The following is a 16,746-nucleotide window of genomic DNA, read 5'->3' on the forward strand; positions in this document are numbered from 1 at the left end:
AACTCCCATGGGGGTGGTGGGGGTGTCTTCCGGTGGTCGCCGGAATCCAAGCAGGCTAACCGCTCGGAGGTGACTCGCGGGTAGCCGAACATGCTGTGGCTGGTGCCCTTTCGGCCGATGGGGTACGCGGTGAACCCGTCCGATGACGCTGCGCGACGGTGCGGGGCTTCTCAGGCGCCGCGCTCACCCGCGCGGGGCCATCGACGGATGCGCCGCCTCCGATCTCGACTGAGCTCCCAGTCAATCGACTAACATGACTGTCTGGCGGTGGGGCCGGCCCGTCCGGCCCATGGGGGCACCCGACGGAGGACGCATGGGCCTGTCGTTCGAGATCCTGGGTCCGGTCCGGGTACGCCGCGACGGCCAGCCCGTGCGGGTGCCGGCCGGCCGACCCACCGCTCTGCTGGTCACCCTGCTGCTGCACGCCGGCATGGCGGTCCCCGCCGAACGACTGCGCGAGGAGCTGTGGGGCGGGCGGGCGCCCGCCTCGGCCGTGGCGAACCTGCGCAGCCACGCCAGCCAACTGCGCCACCTGCTCGACTCCCCCGGCGAACCGGTCCGGCTGCCCGCCGAGCACGGTGGATACCTGCTCCGGGTCGAGCCGGGCGAGCTGGACGCCGCCGAGTTCGAACGGCTGGCCACCGAGGGGCACGCCGCCCGCATCGGCGGGGAGCCGGAGCTGGCGGCCACCCTGCTCGGCCGGGCGCTCGCACTCTGGTCGCCGACCGAGCCGCCACCGGCGTACGGGCCGGCGACCGCCGCCGCCTTCGACCGGCTGCGCGAGCGGCGGGCCGGCGCGCGGGAGACCTACGCGGCCTGCCGGCTGGACCTGGGCGACCCCGGCACGCCGGCGCTGCTGACGCTGCTCCGCGCGCACCTCACCGAGCATCCGCTGCGCGAGCCCGGGTGGGCGCTGCTGATGACCGCCCAGCAGCGCGCCGGTGACCCGGCCGGCGCCGTGCAGACCTACCGCGCGGCGTGCCGGGCACTCGCCGGCGAGCTGGGCGTGACACCCGGGCCGGAGCTGACCGAGCTGTACCGGTCGATCCGCCGGCACGCCCCCCGGCCGGCGACCCCGCCCCGGCGGCGCGGCGCCACGCGCACCCGGGCCCGCCCCGTCGAACCACCCCGGGTGCCACACGAGCTGCCCTGCCCCGCCGCGCCGTTCGTCGGCCGGCGGGCCGAACTGGCCCGGCTGCGCTGCGCGCTCGCCGAGGCCCGGCGACAGCCGGTCACGATCGCCGTCTATGGCATGGCCGGCACCGGCAAGTCGGCGCTGGCGCTGCGCGCCGCCGCGGAGGCGCTGGACGCCTTCCCCGACGGCCAGCTCCACCTCGACCTCGGCGGGTCGGTCGCCGACGTCCCACCGATGCCGTTGCAGGTGGCCACCCGGGCGCTGCGGGCCCTGCGCGGCGTCACCGGCGAGCCGGAGCCGACCAGCGTGGCGGAGGCGCGGGCCCGCGTCCGGTCCCTGCTGTTCGGCCGTCGGGTCCTGCTGGTGCTCGACAACGCCGCCGACGCCGCCCAGGTCGACGGCCTGCTGCCGGTGCGCGGCGGGTGCGCGCTGCTGGTCACCAGCCGCACCCCGGTCATCACCGGCGACGGCCGGGCGCTGCGCCTCGACCCGCTGCCGCCCACCGACGCGCTGGCGCTGCTGCGGGCCACCGCCGGAGACCGCCCGGTGGACGAGGAGCCGGAGGCCGCCTGCGCGGTGGTCGAGCTCTGCGAGCGGCTGCCGCTCGCGCTGCACACCGCGTCCGGTCGGCTGACCGAGGGGCCGCACTGGTCGCTGACCCGCCTGGCCCGGCGGCTGCGCGACGAGCGGTACCGGTTGGCCGAGACCGGGCTGCGGCCCCGGCTCAGCGCCAGCTACCGCCGGCTCGGCTCGGCGGCGCAGGTCTTCCGCCTCCTCGGCCGGGCCCATCCCGGGCCGGTCACCGCGGAGCTGGCCGCCGCCCTGACCGGGGCCCGGCCGGAGGACGCGGCGCGGGCGCTGGACCGGCTGGTCGCCGCGCAGCTCGCCGAGCCGGCCGGGCCGGGCCGGTTCCACATCGGCGAGCTGGTCCGGCTCTACGCCGCCGAACTCGCCGCCACCGAAGCGAACGGGCACGCCGCCGGTCAGACCGGGGCCGGGGTGTCCTCCCGGTAGCCGCGGGCCTGGAGAGTGAACAGCCGGGCGTACCCGCCGGCGGCGGCGAGCAGCTGCCCGTGGTCGCCGCGCTCGATGACCCGGCCGTCGGCGAGCACCACGATGGTGTCCGCGTCGCGTACCGCGTTGAGCCGGTGCGAGATGAGCAGACTGGTCCGGCCCCGGCGCAGCTCGCCCAGCCGGCGGTGCAGGTCGTGCTCCGCCTCGGCGTCCAGACCGGAGCTGGGCTCGTCGAGGATCAGCAGGTCCCGGTCGGCCCGCAGGAACCCCCGGGCCAGCGCCACCCGCTGCCACTGGCCGCCGGAGAGCACCACCCCGGTCTGCGGGTCGTCCCGGTCCGGGCCGTCGAAGAAGATCCGGGTCAGCAGCGTCTGGTAGCCGCGGGGCAGCGCCGTCAGCGCCTCGTCGATGCCGGCGTGCCGGGCGGCGGCCCGCAGCCGCTCCGGGTCGTCACGCGCGCTCAGGTCGCCCAGCGCGATGTTCTCCGCCGCGCTGAGGTCGTACGGCATGAAGTCCTGGAACACCGCGCCCAGCCGCTCCCGCAGCGCACCGGGATCGAGCTCACGCAGGTCGACGCCGTCCCACCGGATGCTGCCGCGTTCCGGGTCGTAGAACCGGCAGAGCAGCTTGACCAGGGTGCTCTTGCCGGCGCCGTTGAGCCCGACCAGCGCGGTGGTCGAGCCGGCCGGCAGGTGGAGGTCCACGCCGCGCAGCACCCACGGATGCCGCGGCGAGTAGCGGAACCACACGTCGCGCAGCTCGATGCCCTCGGTCAGCGGCGGGACCGGCCGGGGCGTGGCCGGCACCGGCAGGTCCGGTTCGACGTGCGCCACCTCGTCGTAGTGCTCGAAGAGCAGCAGCGCCTGGTGGATCGCGCCGAGCTGGCCGACCAGACTGCCCAGCGCGCCCTGCACCCCGGGCACGGCGGCCAGGTAGATCACCACGTCGCCGGGGGTCAGCCCACCGGCGCGCGCGACCGAGACGGTGTAGACCACGCCGATGCCGGCCACCGTCGCGCCGAGCAGGCCGAGGACGGCCTGGGCCCGCACCTCCCGACGGTCCAGCCGCTGCTCCACCCGGTGCATCGAGTGCAGCTCGTCGAGCATCCGGTCGCCGAAGAACCGGCCCAGACCGAACAGCCGCACCTCCTTCGCCGCCGGCACGCCCACCAGGAGCTGCGCGAAGAAGAGGTCCCGCCGCTGGAAGTGCTCCAGCCGCAGCACCATCGCCGCGCGGGCCCGGTTGAGCCGCAACTGCATCCAGAGGGTGGGCAGCGCGGCGACCAGCACCAGCACCCCGATCAGCGGGTTGAGCATCAGCAGGACGCCGAGGAAACCACCCATCGCCAGCACGCTCTGCACCGCGCCGAAGGCGTTGCCGGTCAGCTGGGTGGGGCCGAGGTGACCGGTCTGCTGGGCGGCCTGCAGCCGGTCCTGGAACTCCGGGTCCTCCAACCGGACCAACCCGATCAGGCGCTGCACTGCGTCGTACAGCCTGCGGCGCACCAGCCGGGACACGGCCCGCGACCGCTCCGCCGCCACGTAGGTGCGCAGGTGCGGCAGGACCGTGCCGAGCGCGGCGGCCACGGCCAGGCCGGCACCGAGCGCGGTCAGCGGGACGGCGGCCGAGCCACCACCGGTGAGCCCGTCCAGCAGCAGCTTGGTCAGCGCGGCGACGAGCACCGGGGTCAGCCCGGCCAGCACGGCCAGCACCAGGTCCGTGGCGGTGCCCACCGGGGCGGCCCGCCAGGTCAGGCCCAGGGCCGCCCGGGCGTGCCGGGCGGCCCGTCGCGGTGCCAGCCGGGGCCCGGTCACCGCGCCACCGGCAGGTCCAACCGGGCGATGCCGAACGCCGTCGACGCGACGATCCCGCGCTCGTCGAGCAGCCCGAACGCGGGGAACCCCTTGACCCCGAACGCGAGCGGCAGCGCACCGGTGCCGGGTTCGACGAAGACGGTCGCCAGACCGGTGAACTGCTCGGCGTACGGCTGGGTCTCCGGGCCCTTGCCGACCACCACGATCCAGACGTGCTCGGCGCCGCCGGGCATCGTCCGCGCCCGGTCGACGAGCAGTGGCAACTGCTCCTCGCAGTGCTCGCAGCTCGGCGAGAGGAACGCGACCAGGGTCATCGGCGGAAGGTCGGCCCGGCTGAGGATGCGACCGTCCACGGTGGTCGAGACGAAGTCGCCGGGGATCGAGCCGACCTCCAGCATCACCGCCGGAGGTTGGCCCTGCTGGTCGCTGAGCAGGTCGGTGTGTTCACGCAGCCGACGGATCACGCCGAGCAGCAGGATCAGGTTGAGCAGGCCGAGGGCGGCGACGAGGACGACGGCGACGGTCAGCAGCGCCATGAGGGCTCCTTCGGGGATGCGGGGTGCGGGACCGGGGTCATGGCCGGCCGGCCGGGCGGGACGCCCGGGACGGGGTGGGGGCGAAGAGGGTCACCAGGTCATCGAGGCGGACCACCACGGCGGTGAGCGGGACGGCGACGCCGACGGCGAACAGCACCTCCGGCGCCGACGGCGGCGGCCCGGTCGCGGTGGCCCAGCCGAGCAGGCCCAGCAGCGCCACCGCGGCGAGAGCGAGGTTGCGCCCGACGTGGCGGGCGCCGACCGGTGCGTCGCCGGCGCCGAAGCAGCGGCAGGCTGGCCGTGCGCCCCGGCGCAGCGCCCCGACGATCGCGGCGGTGAGCACACCCAGCAGCCCCGCGGCGAGCAGCAGCCCGGCGGGCACGGTACGGGGGACGGCGAGCAGCACGACCACGCCCGCCTCGGCGGCGACCGCGACGCGGGCCGCCGCAGGCACCCACCGGGAGGGCACACCGAACTGGCCGACCGACCCGACGAACTCCGCGAAGCCCGCCCGGGTCCGCAGCTTGCCGACGACCGCGACGAGGAACACCAGGGCCAGCAGCAGCCTCGCGGTCAGTTCCAGAACTCGCATCCGTACGCCACCTCCTTGCCGGAGGCACACGCTAGGAGCGACGGATACAGCACGGATACATCGACCACCGCCGTCGGGTGCGTCGGCTGTACCAGCGGTGTACCGGGCCGCCGTAGCGTCCCGGCAACGATCCGTATCGGGAGGAGGTGAACGGATGTTCCGTCGACTGGAAAGCCTGGGCGAGCGGATGCTCGGCGTGTTCGTGCCCAAGGTGACGGCAGCCGCCGGCTGTCCGCCGGACCCGTGGTGCGCGCTCTGTGGGACGTGCTACTTCAAGCGGTGCAGCCAGAACTTGGGCTGCCAGACGTTCTGCGGCAGCTGCGGCTACTACTGCAGCGCGGGCGCGAGCACGATGACCGCTCTCTGCTGAGGCGGTGACGGCGTGCCGCCCGGCCCTGAGCCGGACGGCACGCCGTCCTGTGTACCGGTTGCGTCGTCGGGTCAGTCCGCGCGCAGCCGCGGCCGGACCACCACCCCGAGCACGTCCGGCTCGGGGATGTAACCGCACTCACGGGAGTCGTAGCTCTGCGACGGGTTGTCGCCGAGCACCACCAGCCGTCCCGCCGGCACCACCCGCTCGCCGCCCTGGCGCAGCAGCGGCACCCGGTCCACCGGCACCGGATCGCCCGGCACCGCGTACGCCCGCTTGATCAGCAGGCCGGGTTCGACGGCGGCGTCCGGCCGCGTGGGATGGCCGGCGGTCATCCTGGCCGGGGCCACCACCACGACCACGTCGCCGGGGCGGACCCGGGCCAGCGGCAGCCGCCGGGCCAGCACCCGGTCACCGGAGCGCAGCGTCGGCTCCATGCTGCGGCCCACCACGGCGACCAGCAGCAGGTGCCGGCGCGCCCAGAGCAGGCCGGCGGTGGCCACCGCGAGCACGGCGGCCACCGCGAGCCATCCCAGCACCGGCACCCCTCAGGCGCCGCGCAGGACGGCGCCGAAACGCTCGGTCGCCACGGCCACCGCCGCGTCCCGGGCGGCCACCGCCTCCTCGACGGTGAGCGTCCGGTCCGGCGCGCGGAAGGTCAGCTTGTACGCCAGCGACCGGCGACCCGCGCCGAGCTGCTCACCGGAGTACACGTCGAACAGTCGCACGTCCTCCAGCAGCTCGCCGGCGCCCGCCTCCAGCGCCCGGCGAACCTGCTCCGCCGGCACCGAGTCGTCCACCACCAGCGCCACGTCGATCAGCGCCGGCGGGAAGCCGGAGACCGTCGGCGCGGGCGTCACCGGCGTGTTCGGCAGCGCGTCGAGGTCCAGCTCCATCGCGCAGGTGCGGCGGGGCAACTCCAGCGCCGCCACCACCGTCGGATGCAGCTCACCGGCGTGCCCGACGACCGTGCCGTCGACCCGCAGCTCGGCGCAGCGGCCCGGGTGCCACGGGGCGTACTCGGCCGCGCGCACCTCGACCCGCTCGTCGGGGATGCCGGCGGCGTCCAGCACGTCGCGGGCCGCCTCGATCGCGTCCGCCCAGCCGGCCGCCCGGCCGGGACCCCACCAGCCGGCCGGGTCGAGGTCACCGGTCAGCACCGCCGCGACGTGCACGGGCTGCTCCGGCACCACCGCGTCGGCGGCCGCGAACTGCTCGTCGGTGGGGCGCCGGTCCACTCCCATCGCCGGCGGGCTGCCGGCGCCGACGCGCGGGTGGAACACCGCCCCGATCTCGTAGAGCGCGAGGTCCCGGTGCCCCCGGCCGAGGTTGCGCTTGAGGATGCCGAGCAGCGGACCGAGCAGCGTGGTGCGCAGCAGCGGCTCCTCGTCGGACAGCGGGTTGGCCAGCCGTACCGCGGGCCGGCGCGGGTCGTCGGCCGGCAGGCCCAGCAGGTCGGCCAGCTCCGGTGACACGAACGGGTGCGCGAGCACCTCCACGTACCCTCGCTCCGCCAGCGACCAGGCGACCGCCCGGCGCCGACGCTGCCGGGGGGTCAACCCGCGGCCGGGCGGCGCGGCCGGCAGCACCGACGGCACCCGGTCGTACCCGTCCAGGCGGACGACCTCCTCGACCAGGTCGGCCGGGTCGGTCAGGTCGGGCCGCCAGCTCGGCGGGGTGACGCTGAGCGCCACCCCGGCGCCGCTCGCCACGCCGATCGCGCCCGGATCCTCGGCCAACCGGTCCGCGCCCTGCGCGACCGTGCAGCCGACCCGCTCCAGCAGGGCGACCACCCGCGGCGGCGGGTACTCGACCCCGACCCGCCGGGTGGGCAGGTCCGCCGGCAGGCTGATCGGGGTACGCGGACGGACGTGGTTGATGTCCAGGATCTCCGCGCCCGCGGTGCCGCCACCGTGCTCGGTGAGCAGCCGGACGGCCCGCTCCAGCGCGACCAGCGGCAGGGCCGGGTCGACGCCCCGCTCCCAGCGCTTCGCGGCCTCGCTGAACAGCTTGTGCCGCCGGGCGGTGCGCCCGACCATGGCCGGGTCCCAGTGCGCCGCCTCGAAGAGCACGGTGGTGGTGTCGGCGACGACCTCACTGGTCTCACCGCCCATCACCGCCGCGAGGGAGATCGGCCCGGTGTCGTCACAGATCACCATGTCGTCGCCGGAGAGCACCCGGTTGACACCGTCCAGTGTGGTCAGCTTCTCCCCCGGCTCGGCGCGGCGCACCACCAGCGGCCCGACGACGCGGTCGGCGTCGAAGGCGTGCATCGGCTGACCCAGCTCCAGCATCACGTAGTTGGTGATGTCGACCGGCAACGAGATGCTGCGGATGCCGGCGGTGACGAGCCGCTGCTGCATCCACGACGGCGTGGCCGCGGTCGGGTCGACGCCGCGCACCAGGCGGGCGGCGAAACGGTCGCAGCCGACCGGGTCGCGCACCTCCACCGGGTACGCCGGCGTCCGCGTGCCGGCCGGCGCGGGCACCAGCGCCGGGTCGCGCAACGGCACGTCGAAGGCGTGCGACAGCTCCCGGGCCAGGCCGCGCAGGCTCAGCGCGTACCCCCGGTCGGGGGTGATCTCCAGCTCCAGCACCACGTCGTCGAGGCCGACCACCGGCCGCGCGTCGTCGCCCGGCTTGGCCGCCACGTCCGGCGGCAGCACGATGATGCCGGAGTGGTCGTCGCCCAGGCCCAGCTCCTTCGCCGAGCAGATCATGCCGTTGGAGTTGTGCCCGTACGTCTTGCGGGCGCCGATGGCGAAGCCGCCGGGCAGCACGCCGCCGGGCAGGATCACCACGACCCGGTCGCCGACGGCGAAGTTGCGCGCCCCGCAGACGATCTCCTGCGGCTCGCCGGTGCCGTTGGCGTCACCCACGTCCACCCGGCAGAACCGGATCGGCTTCTTGAAGCCGGTGAGCTCCTCGATCTCGCGCACCTCGCCGACGACCAGCTGGCCGGTGACGGTCGCCCGCAGGTCCACGACGGACTCGACCTCGATGCCGAGGTCGATCAGGGCCTGCTCCAGGTCACCGGTGGGCAGGTCGGCGGGGAGGTCGACGTACTCCCGTAGCCAACTGACAGAAACTCGCATGACTTCAGACCACCGTTCCCGTGTCTCGTACCCGCATCGCCTACGCCCCGGTCCCGAGCGCGCGGCTGAACCGCACGTCGCCCTCGAAGAGATGGCGGATGTCGCTGACGCCGTGCCGGACCATCAGGGTCCGGTCGATGCCCATGCCGAAGGCGAACCCGGAGTAGACCTCCGGGTCCACGCCGCAGGCGCGCAGCACCCGCGGGTTGACCATCCCGCAGCCACCCCACTCGACCCACTGGGGGCCGTCGCGGTGCTCCGGGAACCAGACGTCGAACTCCGCCGACGGCTCGGTGAACGGGAAGTAGTGCGGCCGCCACCGGGTCTTCGCCTCCGGGCCGAAGATCGCCCGCGCGAAGTGGTCGAGGGTGCCACGCAGGTGCGCCATCGTGATGCCCTTGTCGACGACGAGGCCCTCGGCCTGGTGGAAGACCGGGCTGTGGGTGGCGTCGACCTCGTCGGTGCGGTAGACCCGCCCCGGGCAGATCACGTAGATCGGCGGGGTGCGGCTGAGCATGGTGCGGGTCTGCACGGTGGAGGTGTGCGTCCGCAGCACCAGGCCGGAGCCCTCCGGTGCGATGTGGAAGGTGTCCATCAGCCCGCGCGCCGGATGGTCGGCGGGGATGTTCAGCGCGTCGAAGTTGACCCACTCCAGGTCGACCTCGGGGCCCTCGGCCACCTCGTAGCCCATCCCGACGAAGAGGTCGCTGATCGACTCCATCAGGGTGCTCAGCGGGTGCCGGGCGCCACGCGGACGCCGGTCGTAGGGCAGGGTGACATCCACCCGCTCCTCGACCAGCACCCGCTCGGCCTGCTCGCGCTCCACGACCTCGGCGCGGTCGGCGTACGCGGTCTCGATCGCCCGGCGGGCCTCGTTGACACGCTTGCCGGCATCGGACTTGGCGGCCGGCGGCAGCGCGCCGATCTCCCGGCGGGCCAGCGAGACCGGAGACCGGTCACCGAGGTGCGCGGGGCGCAGCGCGGCCAGCGCGTCCGGGTCGACGGCCGCCGTGAACGCCTTCGTGGCGTCGGCGACGGCCTCGTCCAAGGCGGCCGGGTCGAGCAGGGCGACCTGCTTCGGGTCGTACGGATCGTTGCGGTAGCTCATGGCGTACGGGCACTCCCTCACGGCGGCGCCAGCCCTCACGGGCGGCTAAGCGAGTCTACGGACGCGCGGCTGCGCCGCAGCCCGCCGGTAGGAGTAGTGCAGGGAGCAGGTCAGGCCCGCCGCCCGCCGACACCGGCGGGCTGGCTAAACGAACGCCGTGGCGCGTTCATGAAGGACGCTCTCCCCTGCTGATCTGTCGCGCCGGGTGAGGCCACCGTCAGCGCTGTGCTCTCGCTGAAGCGTACAGGCAGACCGCGGCTGCCGCAGCCAGGTTCAGGCTCTCCGCGCGCCCGTGCAGCGGCACCCGGACCCGGGCGTCGGCCGCGGCGGCCAGCGCCTCCGGCAGCCCGTGCGCCTCGGAGCCGAACAGCCAGGCGGTGGGCTCGGCGAGCCGTCCCGAGTCGGCCAGATCGTCCAGGTCGCGGTCGCCGTAGCCGGTGGTGGCGAAGATCGACAGCCCGGCGGCACGCAGCGCTTCGACCGCCTCGACCGGGTCGGCGGAACGGACCACGTCGACGTGGAAGAGGCTGCCGGCGGAGGCCCGGACGCACTTGCCGTTGTACGGGTCGACGGCATCGCCGGCGAAGACCACGGCACCCGCCCCGGCGGCGTCGGCGGTGCGCAGCACGGTGCCGGCGTTGCCCGGGTCACGGATCTCGGCGAGCACCGCCACGAGGCGGGGGGCGCTGGCGAGGGCCTGCTCCAGGGGCACGTCCAGGTGCCGGCAGACGGCGACCAGCCCCTGCGGGGCGACGGTCTCGGCCAGCGCGGCGAGCGCCTCGTCGGTCACCTCGGACACCGGCACGTCGGCGCGGGCCGCGGCGGCGGCCAGCTCCGCGTACCGGTCGAGGGCGGTGGGCGTACCGAACAACTCGGTGACCACCCCCGGCCGCGCGAGGGCCTCGCGGACCGCCTGTGGGCCCTCGGCCAGGAATCGGCCGGCGGCCTCCCGGTCGCGGCGGCGCTGCAACCGGCGGGCGGCGACGACCCTGGGTGTACGCGGGGTGAAGGCCATGGTGTGGGGTCCTCCGGCACGATTGAGGCGCCCCCCGGACGGCGGTGCCGACACGGGAGACGCCTCGCTCTTGTGCGCGGGGATCAGGCGGCCTGGGCCGCCGCGCCGCCGGTGCCCTCGGCCGCGACCGCGGCACGGGCCAGCTCGACGATCGCCGCGAAGGCGGCGGCGTCGTTGACAGCCAGGTCGGCCAGGATCTTGCGGTCGACCTCGATGCCGGCCAGACGCAGGCCCTGGATCAGGCGGTTGTAGGTCATCCCGTTGGCCCGGGCGCCCGCGTTGATCCGCTGGATCCACAGCTGCCGGAAGTCGCCCTTGCGGTCACGACGGTCCCGGTAGGCGTACTGCATCGAGTGCAGCACCTGCTCCTTGGCCTTGCGGTACAGCCGGGAGCGCTGACCGCGGTAACCGCTCGCGGTCTCCAGCAGGGTACGACGCTTCTTCTGGGCGTTCACAGCCCGCTTGACGCGTGCCATCTCAACTCCTTCTTACGTAAAGGTGGCGCGCGTCAGCGGCCGAGCAGCTTCTTGATGCGCTTGACGTCGGCCTTGGCCAGCACGACCGTGCCGGTCAGCCGGCGGGTCTGGGTGGAGGACTTCTTCTCCAGGTTGTGGCGGAGGCCGGCCTGCTGGGCAACGATCTTGCCCTTGCCGGTCACCTTGACCCGCTTACCCATACCCGTGTGGCTCTTCATCTTCGGCATGTGGAACGTCTTCTCCCCTGTTACTCGCCGCTGGTGTCGGCGGCGGTGCCGGTGTCACCGGCTGCTGCGGTCTCGCCGGCCGCCGCGGTCTCATCGGCTGCCGGAGCGGCGGACTCGTCCGCGCCCCGCTCCCGAGGAGCACCGCGGGACGCCGTAGCGGCGACCGCGGAGGCCTTGACGGCCCGATGCGGAGCGAGAACCATGATCATGTTTCGGCCGTCCTGCTTCGGAGCGGCCTCGACGTAGCCCAGGTCCGTGATCTCGGATTCGAGCCGGCGCAGGAGCCGGTAACCCAGCTCCGGGCGGCTCTGCTCGCGACCGCGGAACATGATCGTCACCTTGACCTTGTCGCCCGCCTTGAGGAACCGCACCACGTGACCCTTCTTGGTCTCGTAGTCGTGCGGGTCGATCTTCGGCCGGAGCTTCATTTCCTTGATGACGGTCTGCTGCTGGTTACGCCGCGCTTCGCGCGCCTTCAGTGCGCTCTCGTACTTGAACTTGCCGAAGTCCATGAGCTTGCACACCGGCGGGCGCGCCATCGGCGCAACCTCGACCAGGTCCAGATCGACGTCCGCGGCCAGCTGAAGGGCGCGCTCCAGCGGGACGATGCCCACCTGCTCACCCTCGGGGCCGACCAGTCGGACCTCACGTGCCCGGATCTGCTCGTTCACGCGTGGTTCGACGCTGATGGGGCCTCCTCGAGTCGTTTCTGCTCTGTCGCCGACCCCCGCGGCTCCCGGGTGGGAACCGACCCGGAAAGCAGAAGGCCCCGGCGTATGCCAGGGCCCGCTCGACCGGTCGGCACGATCACAGGATCGCGCATCCGGAACCGGGACGTGCCCGGAACCGGGGACCGGACCCGGCCACCGTAGCGGCGACTCGGGTGGGAGCAGGCGCTCCGCTTTCGTGGCTGTCTGCTCGCACGCGGAGACAGCCTGGTCGACTCGACAACACTACACCCCCACCCCAGCCAACCCGAAACCGGACCCACGGGACCGACCGTGCGGGGCTGCTCGGGCCGCGCGGGCCGCGCGGGGCTGCTCGGGCCGCGCGGAGCTGCTCCGGCCGCGCGGAGCTGCTCCGGCCGCGCGGAGCTGCTCGGGCCGCGCGGGGCTGCTCGGGCCGGGGCGACGGGTGGACGCGGTGGGCGGGCGCGGGGCGAGCGGGGGCGCAGGGCGGGCTGCGCAGGGCGGGCGGGCGGGCCAAGATCCGCGCAGTTTCCCCGAAAGTGCTGTCTCACCGCGCGGGGAGGCAGCAGTTTCGGGGATGTTGTCCAGATCTTGGCGGCCGGGTGGGGCGGTGGCGGCGGCGCGATCGGGGCTGCGGGCGCCGGGCGCGAAGCGGGGCGAAGTGGGCGCGGCAGGCCAGACGGGGACGGCGGGCCAGGCAAGGACGCGCAGGGCGGACCAGGCGCAGGCGGGCAAGACGAGGTCAACGAATCGGGCGCGGGCGCCGCGGGGCGGGCCAGGCGAGGGCGGCGCGGGCGGCGCGGGCGCGGACCGCGCGGCGAGGTCGGTGGGCTGCGGGGGTGGGGTCAGCGGCCGGCAGCGCGCTCGGCGAGGCGGGACAGGCGCGCCTGGTGCAGTCGGCGCAGCGCGCGGACGCCGTCGACGGCCAGCTCCTTGTCGGCGGCCTGCAGGGCGACCATCGGCAGCAGGTCGTCGTCGTGCAGCTCCAGGCTGGCCCAGGGTGCGCCCCGGTCGAAGCGGACCCCCCGGACGACCTCCCAGGGCAGCGCGTACGAGCTGATGATGTTGCGCACCCGGATGCCGTGCGCGTCGGCCTCCACCCGGGGTCGGGTGAACAGCAGGAAGCCCAGCGCCCCGAAGACGCCCAGACCGAGCATGGCGATCTGATCGCCGCGCTGGAAGCTGCCGTAGCCGTTGCCGGTCGGGCCGCTCAGCGAGGTGGCCACCAGAGCGAACACGACCAGCAGCGCGACCGCCGAGGACCAGCAGACCACCCGGATGCGGCGGGGCTTCAGGCGGACCAGCTCCGTTTCACTCACCCTGCCAGTCTGCCACCCGCACCCGCCCGACCGACGCACCACCCGCCGTGCCACCGCCACCCCACCCGGACCGTCGACCACCACCGCCGCCACCCACTGCTGGGCGCGGCGCTCGTCGTCGCCGTCCGGCACCGGGTGCCCGGGGTGCGGACCGGCCACGCGCCCGAGCCCCACCGCGCCGAACCGCACGATGCCCACCCGACAAGCCCGGCAGCAGGCCGCATGATCGTGCTGGATCCAGGATGTAGTGGCCTCGGTGGCGCCCGAAGCCACTACATCCATGATCGAGCGCGATCTTCCACGTGCGGCCCGACAGGGCCGGACGGCGGGTGGCGCACGGCGGAAGGAGATCGACACCAGATCGGATCAAGCCGGGCGACGGGGTCGCGCAGGCAGCGGTCAGAGTCGGCAGGCGTGGATGTTGGTGACCAGGATGGCCCGGGCCCCCAGCTCGTACAGCTCGTCCATGATCCGGTGCACGTCGTCGCGGAGCACCATCGCCTGCACCGCCACCCATCCCTCGCGGTGCAGCGGCGACACGGTGGGCGACTCGATGCCGGGGGTGAGCCCGCTGGCCCGGTCCAGCAGGCCGGCCGGCACGTCGTAGGCGAGCATCACGTACCGACGGGCGACCAGCACACCGTGCAGGCGGCGCAGCAACTGCTCGGCCTGCGGGTGCGCCGACGCGCCGGCCCGGCGGACCAGCACCGCCGAGGAGCGCAGCAGCGGCTCGCCGAAGACCACGAGGCCCGCCTGGCGCAGGGTGGCGCCGGTCTCCACCACGTCGGCGACGACGTCGGCGACGCCCAGCCGTACGGCGTTCTCCACCGCGCCGTCGAGGCGGATCACGTCGGCCTTGACGCCCAGCTCGCCGAGGTGCCGCTCGACCAGCCCTGGGTACGCGGTGGCGATCCGGTGCCCGCCGAGGTCCTGTACGGAGGCGATGTCGTCGGGGCGGGCGGCGAAGCGGAAGGTGGCCCGGCCGAAGACCAGGTCGACGACCTCCTCCGCCGGCGCGGCCGAGTCGATCAGCAGGTCCCGGCCGGTGATCCCGAGGTCGAGATCACCGGAGCCGACGTAGGTGGCGATGTCCTTGGGACGCAGGTAGAAGAATTCGACGTCGTTGGCCTCGTCCCGGCAGACGAGGTCCTTGGGGTCGGTGCGCTGGCGGTAGCCCGCCTCGCGCAGCATCTGGGCGGCCGGTTCGGCCAGGGTGCCCTTGTTGGGAATGGCGACACGCAGCATGACGGAGTGCTCCTTCGATCCGGATGGCGATCAACGGGTGGGGCACTCACAGATGTCGGTAGACGTCCTTGAGTTCCAGACCGCTGGCCAGCATCAGCACCTGGACCTGGTAGAGCAGTTGGGAGATCTCCTCGGCGGTGCGCTGCGGCCCCTCGTGCTCGGCGGCCATCCACGACTCGGCCGCCTCCTCGACGACCTTCTTGCCGATGAAGTGCACCCCCTTGTCCAGGGCGGCGACGGTGCCCGAGCCCGGGGTGCCGGCGGCAGCCTTGGCCTGCAGCTCGGCGAACAACTCCTCGAACGTCTTCACGGAACGCGATTCTTCCAGCCGACCGGTCAGCCGCTGAAGCCGACCCGCTGGCCGTTGTGCGCCAACGTCCGGATGGCCAGCGCCGCGTCGAGCGCGGCGACGGTGGCCGACCAGCCCTTGTCCTCCGCCGACCCGGGCAGCCCGGCCCGGTCCCGCGCCTGCTCGATGGTCTCCACGGTGAGCACCCCGTGCGCGACCGGCTTGCCCTCGTCCAGCGCCACCCGCGTCAGGCCGTCGGTGACGGAACGGCAGACGTAGTCGAAGTGCGCGGTGGCGCCGCGGACCACCACGCCGAGCGCGACCACCACGTCGCAGCGCCGCGCGAGGGCCTGGGCGACCACCGGCAGCTCGACCGAGCCGGCGACCCGCGCCACCACGGAACGGGCGCCGCACGCCTCGGCGGCGGCCACCGCGCGCTCCAGCATGTGGTCGGTCAGCTCGCCGTGCCACCGGGCGGCCACCACCCCGACGGTCAGCCCCGCGGCGTCCACCGCGCCGACCCCCGGCTCACCGAATCCCGCCATCGTCATGCTCCGATCTCGTCGTTGGCGACCGGGCGCCCCAGCGGCGCCTCGCTCACCTCGTCCAACTCGTCCAGCAGGTGACCCATCCGGTCCCGCTTGGTGCGCAGGTAGCGCAGGTTCTCCGGGTGCGCGCCGGCCGGCAGCCCCTCCCGGCCGGTGATCGTCAGCCCGTACCCCTCCAGCCCGGCCCGCTTGGCCGGGTTGTTGGTCAGCAGCCGCATCGAGCGCACGCCCAGGTCGTAGAGGATCTGCGCGCCGGTGCCGTAGTCCCGGGCGTCGGCCGGCAGACCCAGGTCGAGGTTGGCGTCCACGGTGTCGCGGCCGAGGTCCTGCAACTGGTACGCCTGGAGCTTGTGCAGCAGCCCGATGCCGCGACCCTCGTGCCCGCGCACGTAGAGCACCACGCCCCGGCCCTCGCGCGCGACGCGGGCGAGCGAGGCGTCCAGCTGCGGCCCGCAGTCGCAGCGCAGCGAGCCGAACACGTCCCCGGTGAGGCACTCGGAGTGCACCCGCACCAGCACGTCCTGGCCGTCACCGAGGTCGCCCAGCACCATGGCGACGTGCTCGGCCGGGTCGTGCTCGGCGCGGTAGCCGAGCGCCCGGAACACCCCGTGACGGGTCGGCATCCGGGCTTCGGCGACCATTTCGACCTGCTTCTCGGTCCGCCGCCGGTGCGCGATCAGGTCGGCGATGGTGATCAGCGTGAGGCCGTGCTCGGCGGAGAACTTCTCCAGGTCCGGCAGGCGCATCATGGTGCCGTCGTCGTTGACGAGTTCGCACAGCACGCCCGCGGGTCGCAGCCCAGCGAGCCGGGTCAGGTCGACGGCCGCCTCGGTGTGCCCGGGCCGGCGCAGCACGCCGCCCTCGCGGGCCCGCAGCGGCACCACGTGCCCGGGCCGGGCCAGGTCCGTCGGGTCGGTGGCCGCGTCGGCGAGCAGCCGGATGGTGTGCGCGCGGTCGGCGGCCGAGATGCCGGTGCTGATGCCCTCCCGGGCGTCCACGGTCACCGTGTACGCGGTGCCGCGCCGGTCCTGGTTGGTGTGGTGCATCGGCGGCAGGTCGAGCCGGTCGGCCTCGCTCTCGGTCAGCGGCACGCAGATGTAGCCGGACGTGTACCGGACCATGAACGCGAGCAGCTCCGGTGTGGCCAGCTCGGCCGCGAAGATCAGGTCGCCCTCGTTCTCCCGGTCGGCGTCGTCGACCACGACGACCGGCCGTCCGGCCGCGATCTCGGCGACCGCCTGCTCGATGCTGGCGAAGGTGCTCATGCCGGCACC

The 16,746-nt window shown here is 74.3% G+C and carries 17 protein-coding genes; 2 read left to right on the forward strand and 15 right to left on the reverse strand.

Translation table 11 applies throughout. The features are described from left to right. Nucleotides 1–313 precede the first annotated feature (313 nt). On the forward strand, nucleotides 314–2,149 hold the full coding sequence (locus AB0K07_RS28460; protein ID WP_363759899.1) for a BTAD domain-containing putative transcriptional regulator: 1,836 nt from the start codon (nucleotides 314–316) through the stop codon (nucleotides 2,147–2,149). Here AB0K07_RS28460 and AB0K07_RS28465 read toward each other — a convergent pair. The 3 genes from AB0K07_RS28465 to AB0K07_RS28475 are packed head-to-tail and all read right to left on the reverse strand — an operon-like array spanning nucleotide 2,119 to nucleotide 5,091. Further along, nucleotides 2,119–3,963, reverse strand: a complete 1,845-nt coding sequence (locus tag AB0K07_RS28465) for an ABC transporter ATP-binding protein (RefSeq protein ID WP_363759902.1) — start codon at nucleotides 3,961–3,963, stop codon at nucleotides 2,119–2,121. The two genes, AB0K07_RS28460 and AB0K07_RS28465, sit on opposite strands and share 31 nt — an antisense overlap. Continuing rightward, on the reverse strand, nucleotides 3,960–4,499 hold the full coding sequence (locus AB0K07_RS28470; protein ID WP_363759905.1) for a hypothetical protein: 540 nt from the start codon (nucleotides 4,497–4,499) through the stop codon (nucleotides 3,960–3,962). The genes AB0K07_RS28465 and AB0K07_RS28470 overlap by 4 nt, the downstream gene beginning before the upstream one ends. Before the next feature lie 37 nt (nucleotides 4,500–4,536). Next, nucleotides 4,537–5,091, reverse strand: a complete 555-nt coding sequence (locus AB0K07_RS28475; RefSeq protein WP_363759908.1) for a MauE/DoxX family redox-associated membrane protein — start codon at nucleotides 5,089–5,091, stop codon at nucleotides 4,537–4,539. A 154-nt stretch (nucleotides 5,092–5,245) separates the two neighbouring features. Here AB0K07_RS28475 and AB0K07_RS28480 point away from each other — a divergent pair, with 154 nt between their 5' ends. Beyond that, complete coding sequence (locus AB0K07_RS28480; protein WP_089016564.1) at nucleotides 5,246–5,461, forward strand: hypothetical protein; 216 nt, start codon at nucleotides 5,246–5,248, stop codon at nucleotides 5,459–5,461. Between the two features lie 71 nt (nucleotides 5,462–5,532). Here AB0K07_RS28480 and AB0K07_RS28485 read toward each other — a convergent pair whose 3' ends face one another. From AB0K07_RS28485 to AB0K07_RS28540, 12 genes are all read right to left on the reverse strand, one after another. Beyond that, nucleotides 5,533–6,000 carry a S26 family signal peptidase gene (locus AB0K07_RS28485; protein WP_363759911.1) on the reverse strand — a complete coding sequence of 156 codons (468 nt, stop codon included), beginning with the start codon at nucleotides 5,998–6,000 and terminating at the stop codon, nucleotides 5,533–5,535. 9 nt (nucleotides 6,001–6,009) lie between these two features. Next, the gene (pheT, locus tag AB0K07_RS28490; protein ID WP_363759914.1) at nucleotides 6,010–8,556 is read right to left on the reverse strand and encodes a phenylalanine--tRNA ligase subunit beta; all 2,547 of its coding nucleotides are present in this window, start codon (nucleotides 8,554–8,556) and stop codon (nucleotides 6,010–6,012) included. Between the two features lie 40 nt (nucleotides 8,557–8,596). After that, nucleotides 8,597–9,664, reverse strand: a complete 1,068-nt coding sequence (pheS, locus tag AB0K07_RS28495; protein ID WP_363759917.1) for a phenylalanine--tRNA ligase subunit alpha — start codon at nucleotides 9,662–9,664, stop codon at nucleotides 8,597–8,599. Nucleotides 9,665–9,881: 217 nt separating this feature from the next. Further along, the gene (locus AB0K07_RS28500) at nucleotides 9,882–10,733 is read right to left on the reverse strand and encodes an RNA methyltransferase (RefSeq protein ID WP_363759920.1); all 852 of its coding nucleotides are present in this window, start codon (nucleotides 10,731–10,733) and stop codon (nucleotides 9,882–9,884) included. Between the two features lie 29 nt (nucleotides 10,734–10,762). Continuing rightward, nucleotides 10,763–11,155: a 50S ribosomal protein L20 gene (gene rplT, locus AB0K07_RS28505; protein ID WP_030335718.1), complete on the reverse strand. Its 393-nt coding sequence runs from the start codon at nucleotides 11,153–11,155 to the stop codon at nucleotides 10,763–10,765. Nucleotides 11,156–11,187: 32 nt separating this feature from the next. Next, nucleotides 11,188–11,382, reverse strand: a complete 195-nt coding sequence (gene rpmI / locus AB0K07_RS28510; protein ID WP_363759923.1) for a 50S ribosomal protein L35 — start codon at nucleotides 11,380–11,382, stop codon at nucleotides 11,188–11,190. 20 nt (nucleotides 11,383–11,402) lie between these two features. Further along, nucleotides 11,403–12,053: a translation initiation factor IF-3 gene (infC, locus tag AB0K07_RS28515; protein WP_363759926.1), complete on the reverse strand. Its 651-nt coding sequence runs from the start codon at nucleotides 12,051–12,053 to the stop codon at nucleotides 11,403–11,405. 863 nt (nucleotides 12,054–12,916) lie between these two features. Further along, nucleotides 12,917–13,390 carry a PH domain-containing protein gene (locus tag AB0K07_RS28520; RefSeq protein ID WP_363760073.1) on the reverse strand — a complete coding sequence of 158 codons (474 nt, stop codon included), beginning with the start codon at nucleotides 13,388–13,390 and terminating at the stop codon, nucleotides 12,917–12,919. A 399-nt stretch (nucleotides 13,391–13,789) separates the two neighbouring features. Continuing rightward, the gene (gene hisG / locus AB0K07_RS28525) at nucleotides 13,790–14,635 is read right to left on the reverse strand and encodes an ATP phosphoribosyltransferase (protein ID WP_363759929.1); all 846 of its coding nucleotides are present in this window, start codon (nucleotides 14,633–14,635) and stop codon (nucleotides 13,790–13,792) included. A gap of 46 nt (nucleotides 14,636–14,681) precedes the next feature. Continuing rightward, entirely contained in the window at nucleotides 14,682–14,963 is a 282-nt protein-coding gene (locus AB0K07_RS28530; RefSeq protein ID WP_197701276.1) for a phosphoribosyl-ATP diphosphatase, read from the reverse strand. A gap of 8 nt (nucleotides 14,964–14,971) precedes the next feature. After that, nucleotides 14,972–15,469: a 6,7-dimethyl-8-ribityllumazine synthase gene (gene ribH / locus AB0K07_RS28535; protein WP_363760076.1), complete on the reverse strand. Its 498-nt coding sequence runs from the start codon at nucleotides 15,467–15,469 to the stop codon at nucleotides 14,972–14,974. 2 nt (nucleotides 15,470–15,471) lie between these two features. Further along, nucleotides 15,472–16,737 (reverse strand): bifunctional 3,4-dihydroxy-2-butanone-4-phosphate synthase/GTP cyclohydrolase II, encoded by a 1,266-nt coding sequence (locus tag AB0K07_RS28540; protein WP_363759932.1) that lies wholly within the window; start codon nucleotides 16,735–16,737, stop codon nucleotides 15,472–15,474. Between the last annotated feature and the right edge of the window lie 9 nt (nucleotides 16,738–16,746).

The organism is Micromonospora sp. NPDC049301, from assembly GCF_040678715.1.
Classification (GTDB): domain Bacteria; phylum Actinomycetota; class Actinomycetes; order Mycobacteriales; family Micromonosporaceae; genus Micromonospora.

What these genes read in the sequence shown, in the direction of transcription:
- AB0K07_RS28460 (WP_363759899.1), top strand. Translation starts at nt 314, where the DNA reads ATGGGCCTGTCGTTCGAGATCCTGGGTCCGGTCCGGGTACGCCGCGAC.
- AB0K07_RS28470 (WP_363759905.1), bottom strand. Translation starts at nt 4,499, where the DNA reads ATGGCGCTGCTGACCGTCGCCGTCGTCCTCGTCGCCGCCCTCGGCCTG.
- AB0K07_RS28475 (WP_363759908.1), bottom strand. Translation starts at nt 5,091, where the DNA reads ATGCGAGTTCTGGAACTGACCGCGAGGCTGCTGCTGGCCCTGGTGTTC.
- AB0K07_RS28480 (WP_089016564.1), top strand. Translation starts at nt 5,246, where the DNA reads ATGTTCCGTCGACTGGAAAGCCTGGGCGAGCGGATGCTCGGCGTGTTC.
- pheT (WP_363759914.1), bottom strand. Translation starts at nt 8,556, where the DNA reads ATGCGAGTTTCTGTCAGTTGGCTACGGGAGTACGTCGACCTCCCCGCC.
- pheS (WP_363759917.1), bottom strand. Translation starts at nt 9,664, where the DNA reads ATGAGCTACCGCAACGATCCGTACGACCCGAAGCAGGTCGCCCTGCTC.
- rplT (WP_030335718.1), bottom strand. Translation starts at nt 11,155, where the DNA reads ATGGCACGCGTCAAGCGGGCTGTGAACGCCCAGAAGAAGCGTCGTACC.
- rpmI (WP_363759923.1), bottom strand. Translation starts at nt 11,382, where the DNA reads ATGCCGAAGATGAAGAGCCACACGGGTATGGGTAAGCGGGTCAAGGTG.
- hisG (WP_363759929.1), bottom strand. Translation starts at nt 14,635, where the DNA reads ATGCTGCGTGTCGCCATTCCCAACAAGGGCACCCTGGCCGAACCGGCC.
- ribH (WP_363760076.1), bottom strand. Translation starts at nt 15,469, where the DNA reads ATGGCGGGATTCGGTGAGCCGGGGGTCGGCGCGGTGGACGCCGCGGGG.
- AB0K07_RS28540 (WP_363759932.1), bottom strand. Translation starts at nt 16,737, where the DNA reads ATGAGCACCTTCGCCAGCATCGAGCAGGCGGTCGCCGAGATCGCGGCC.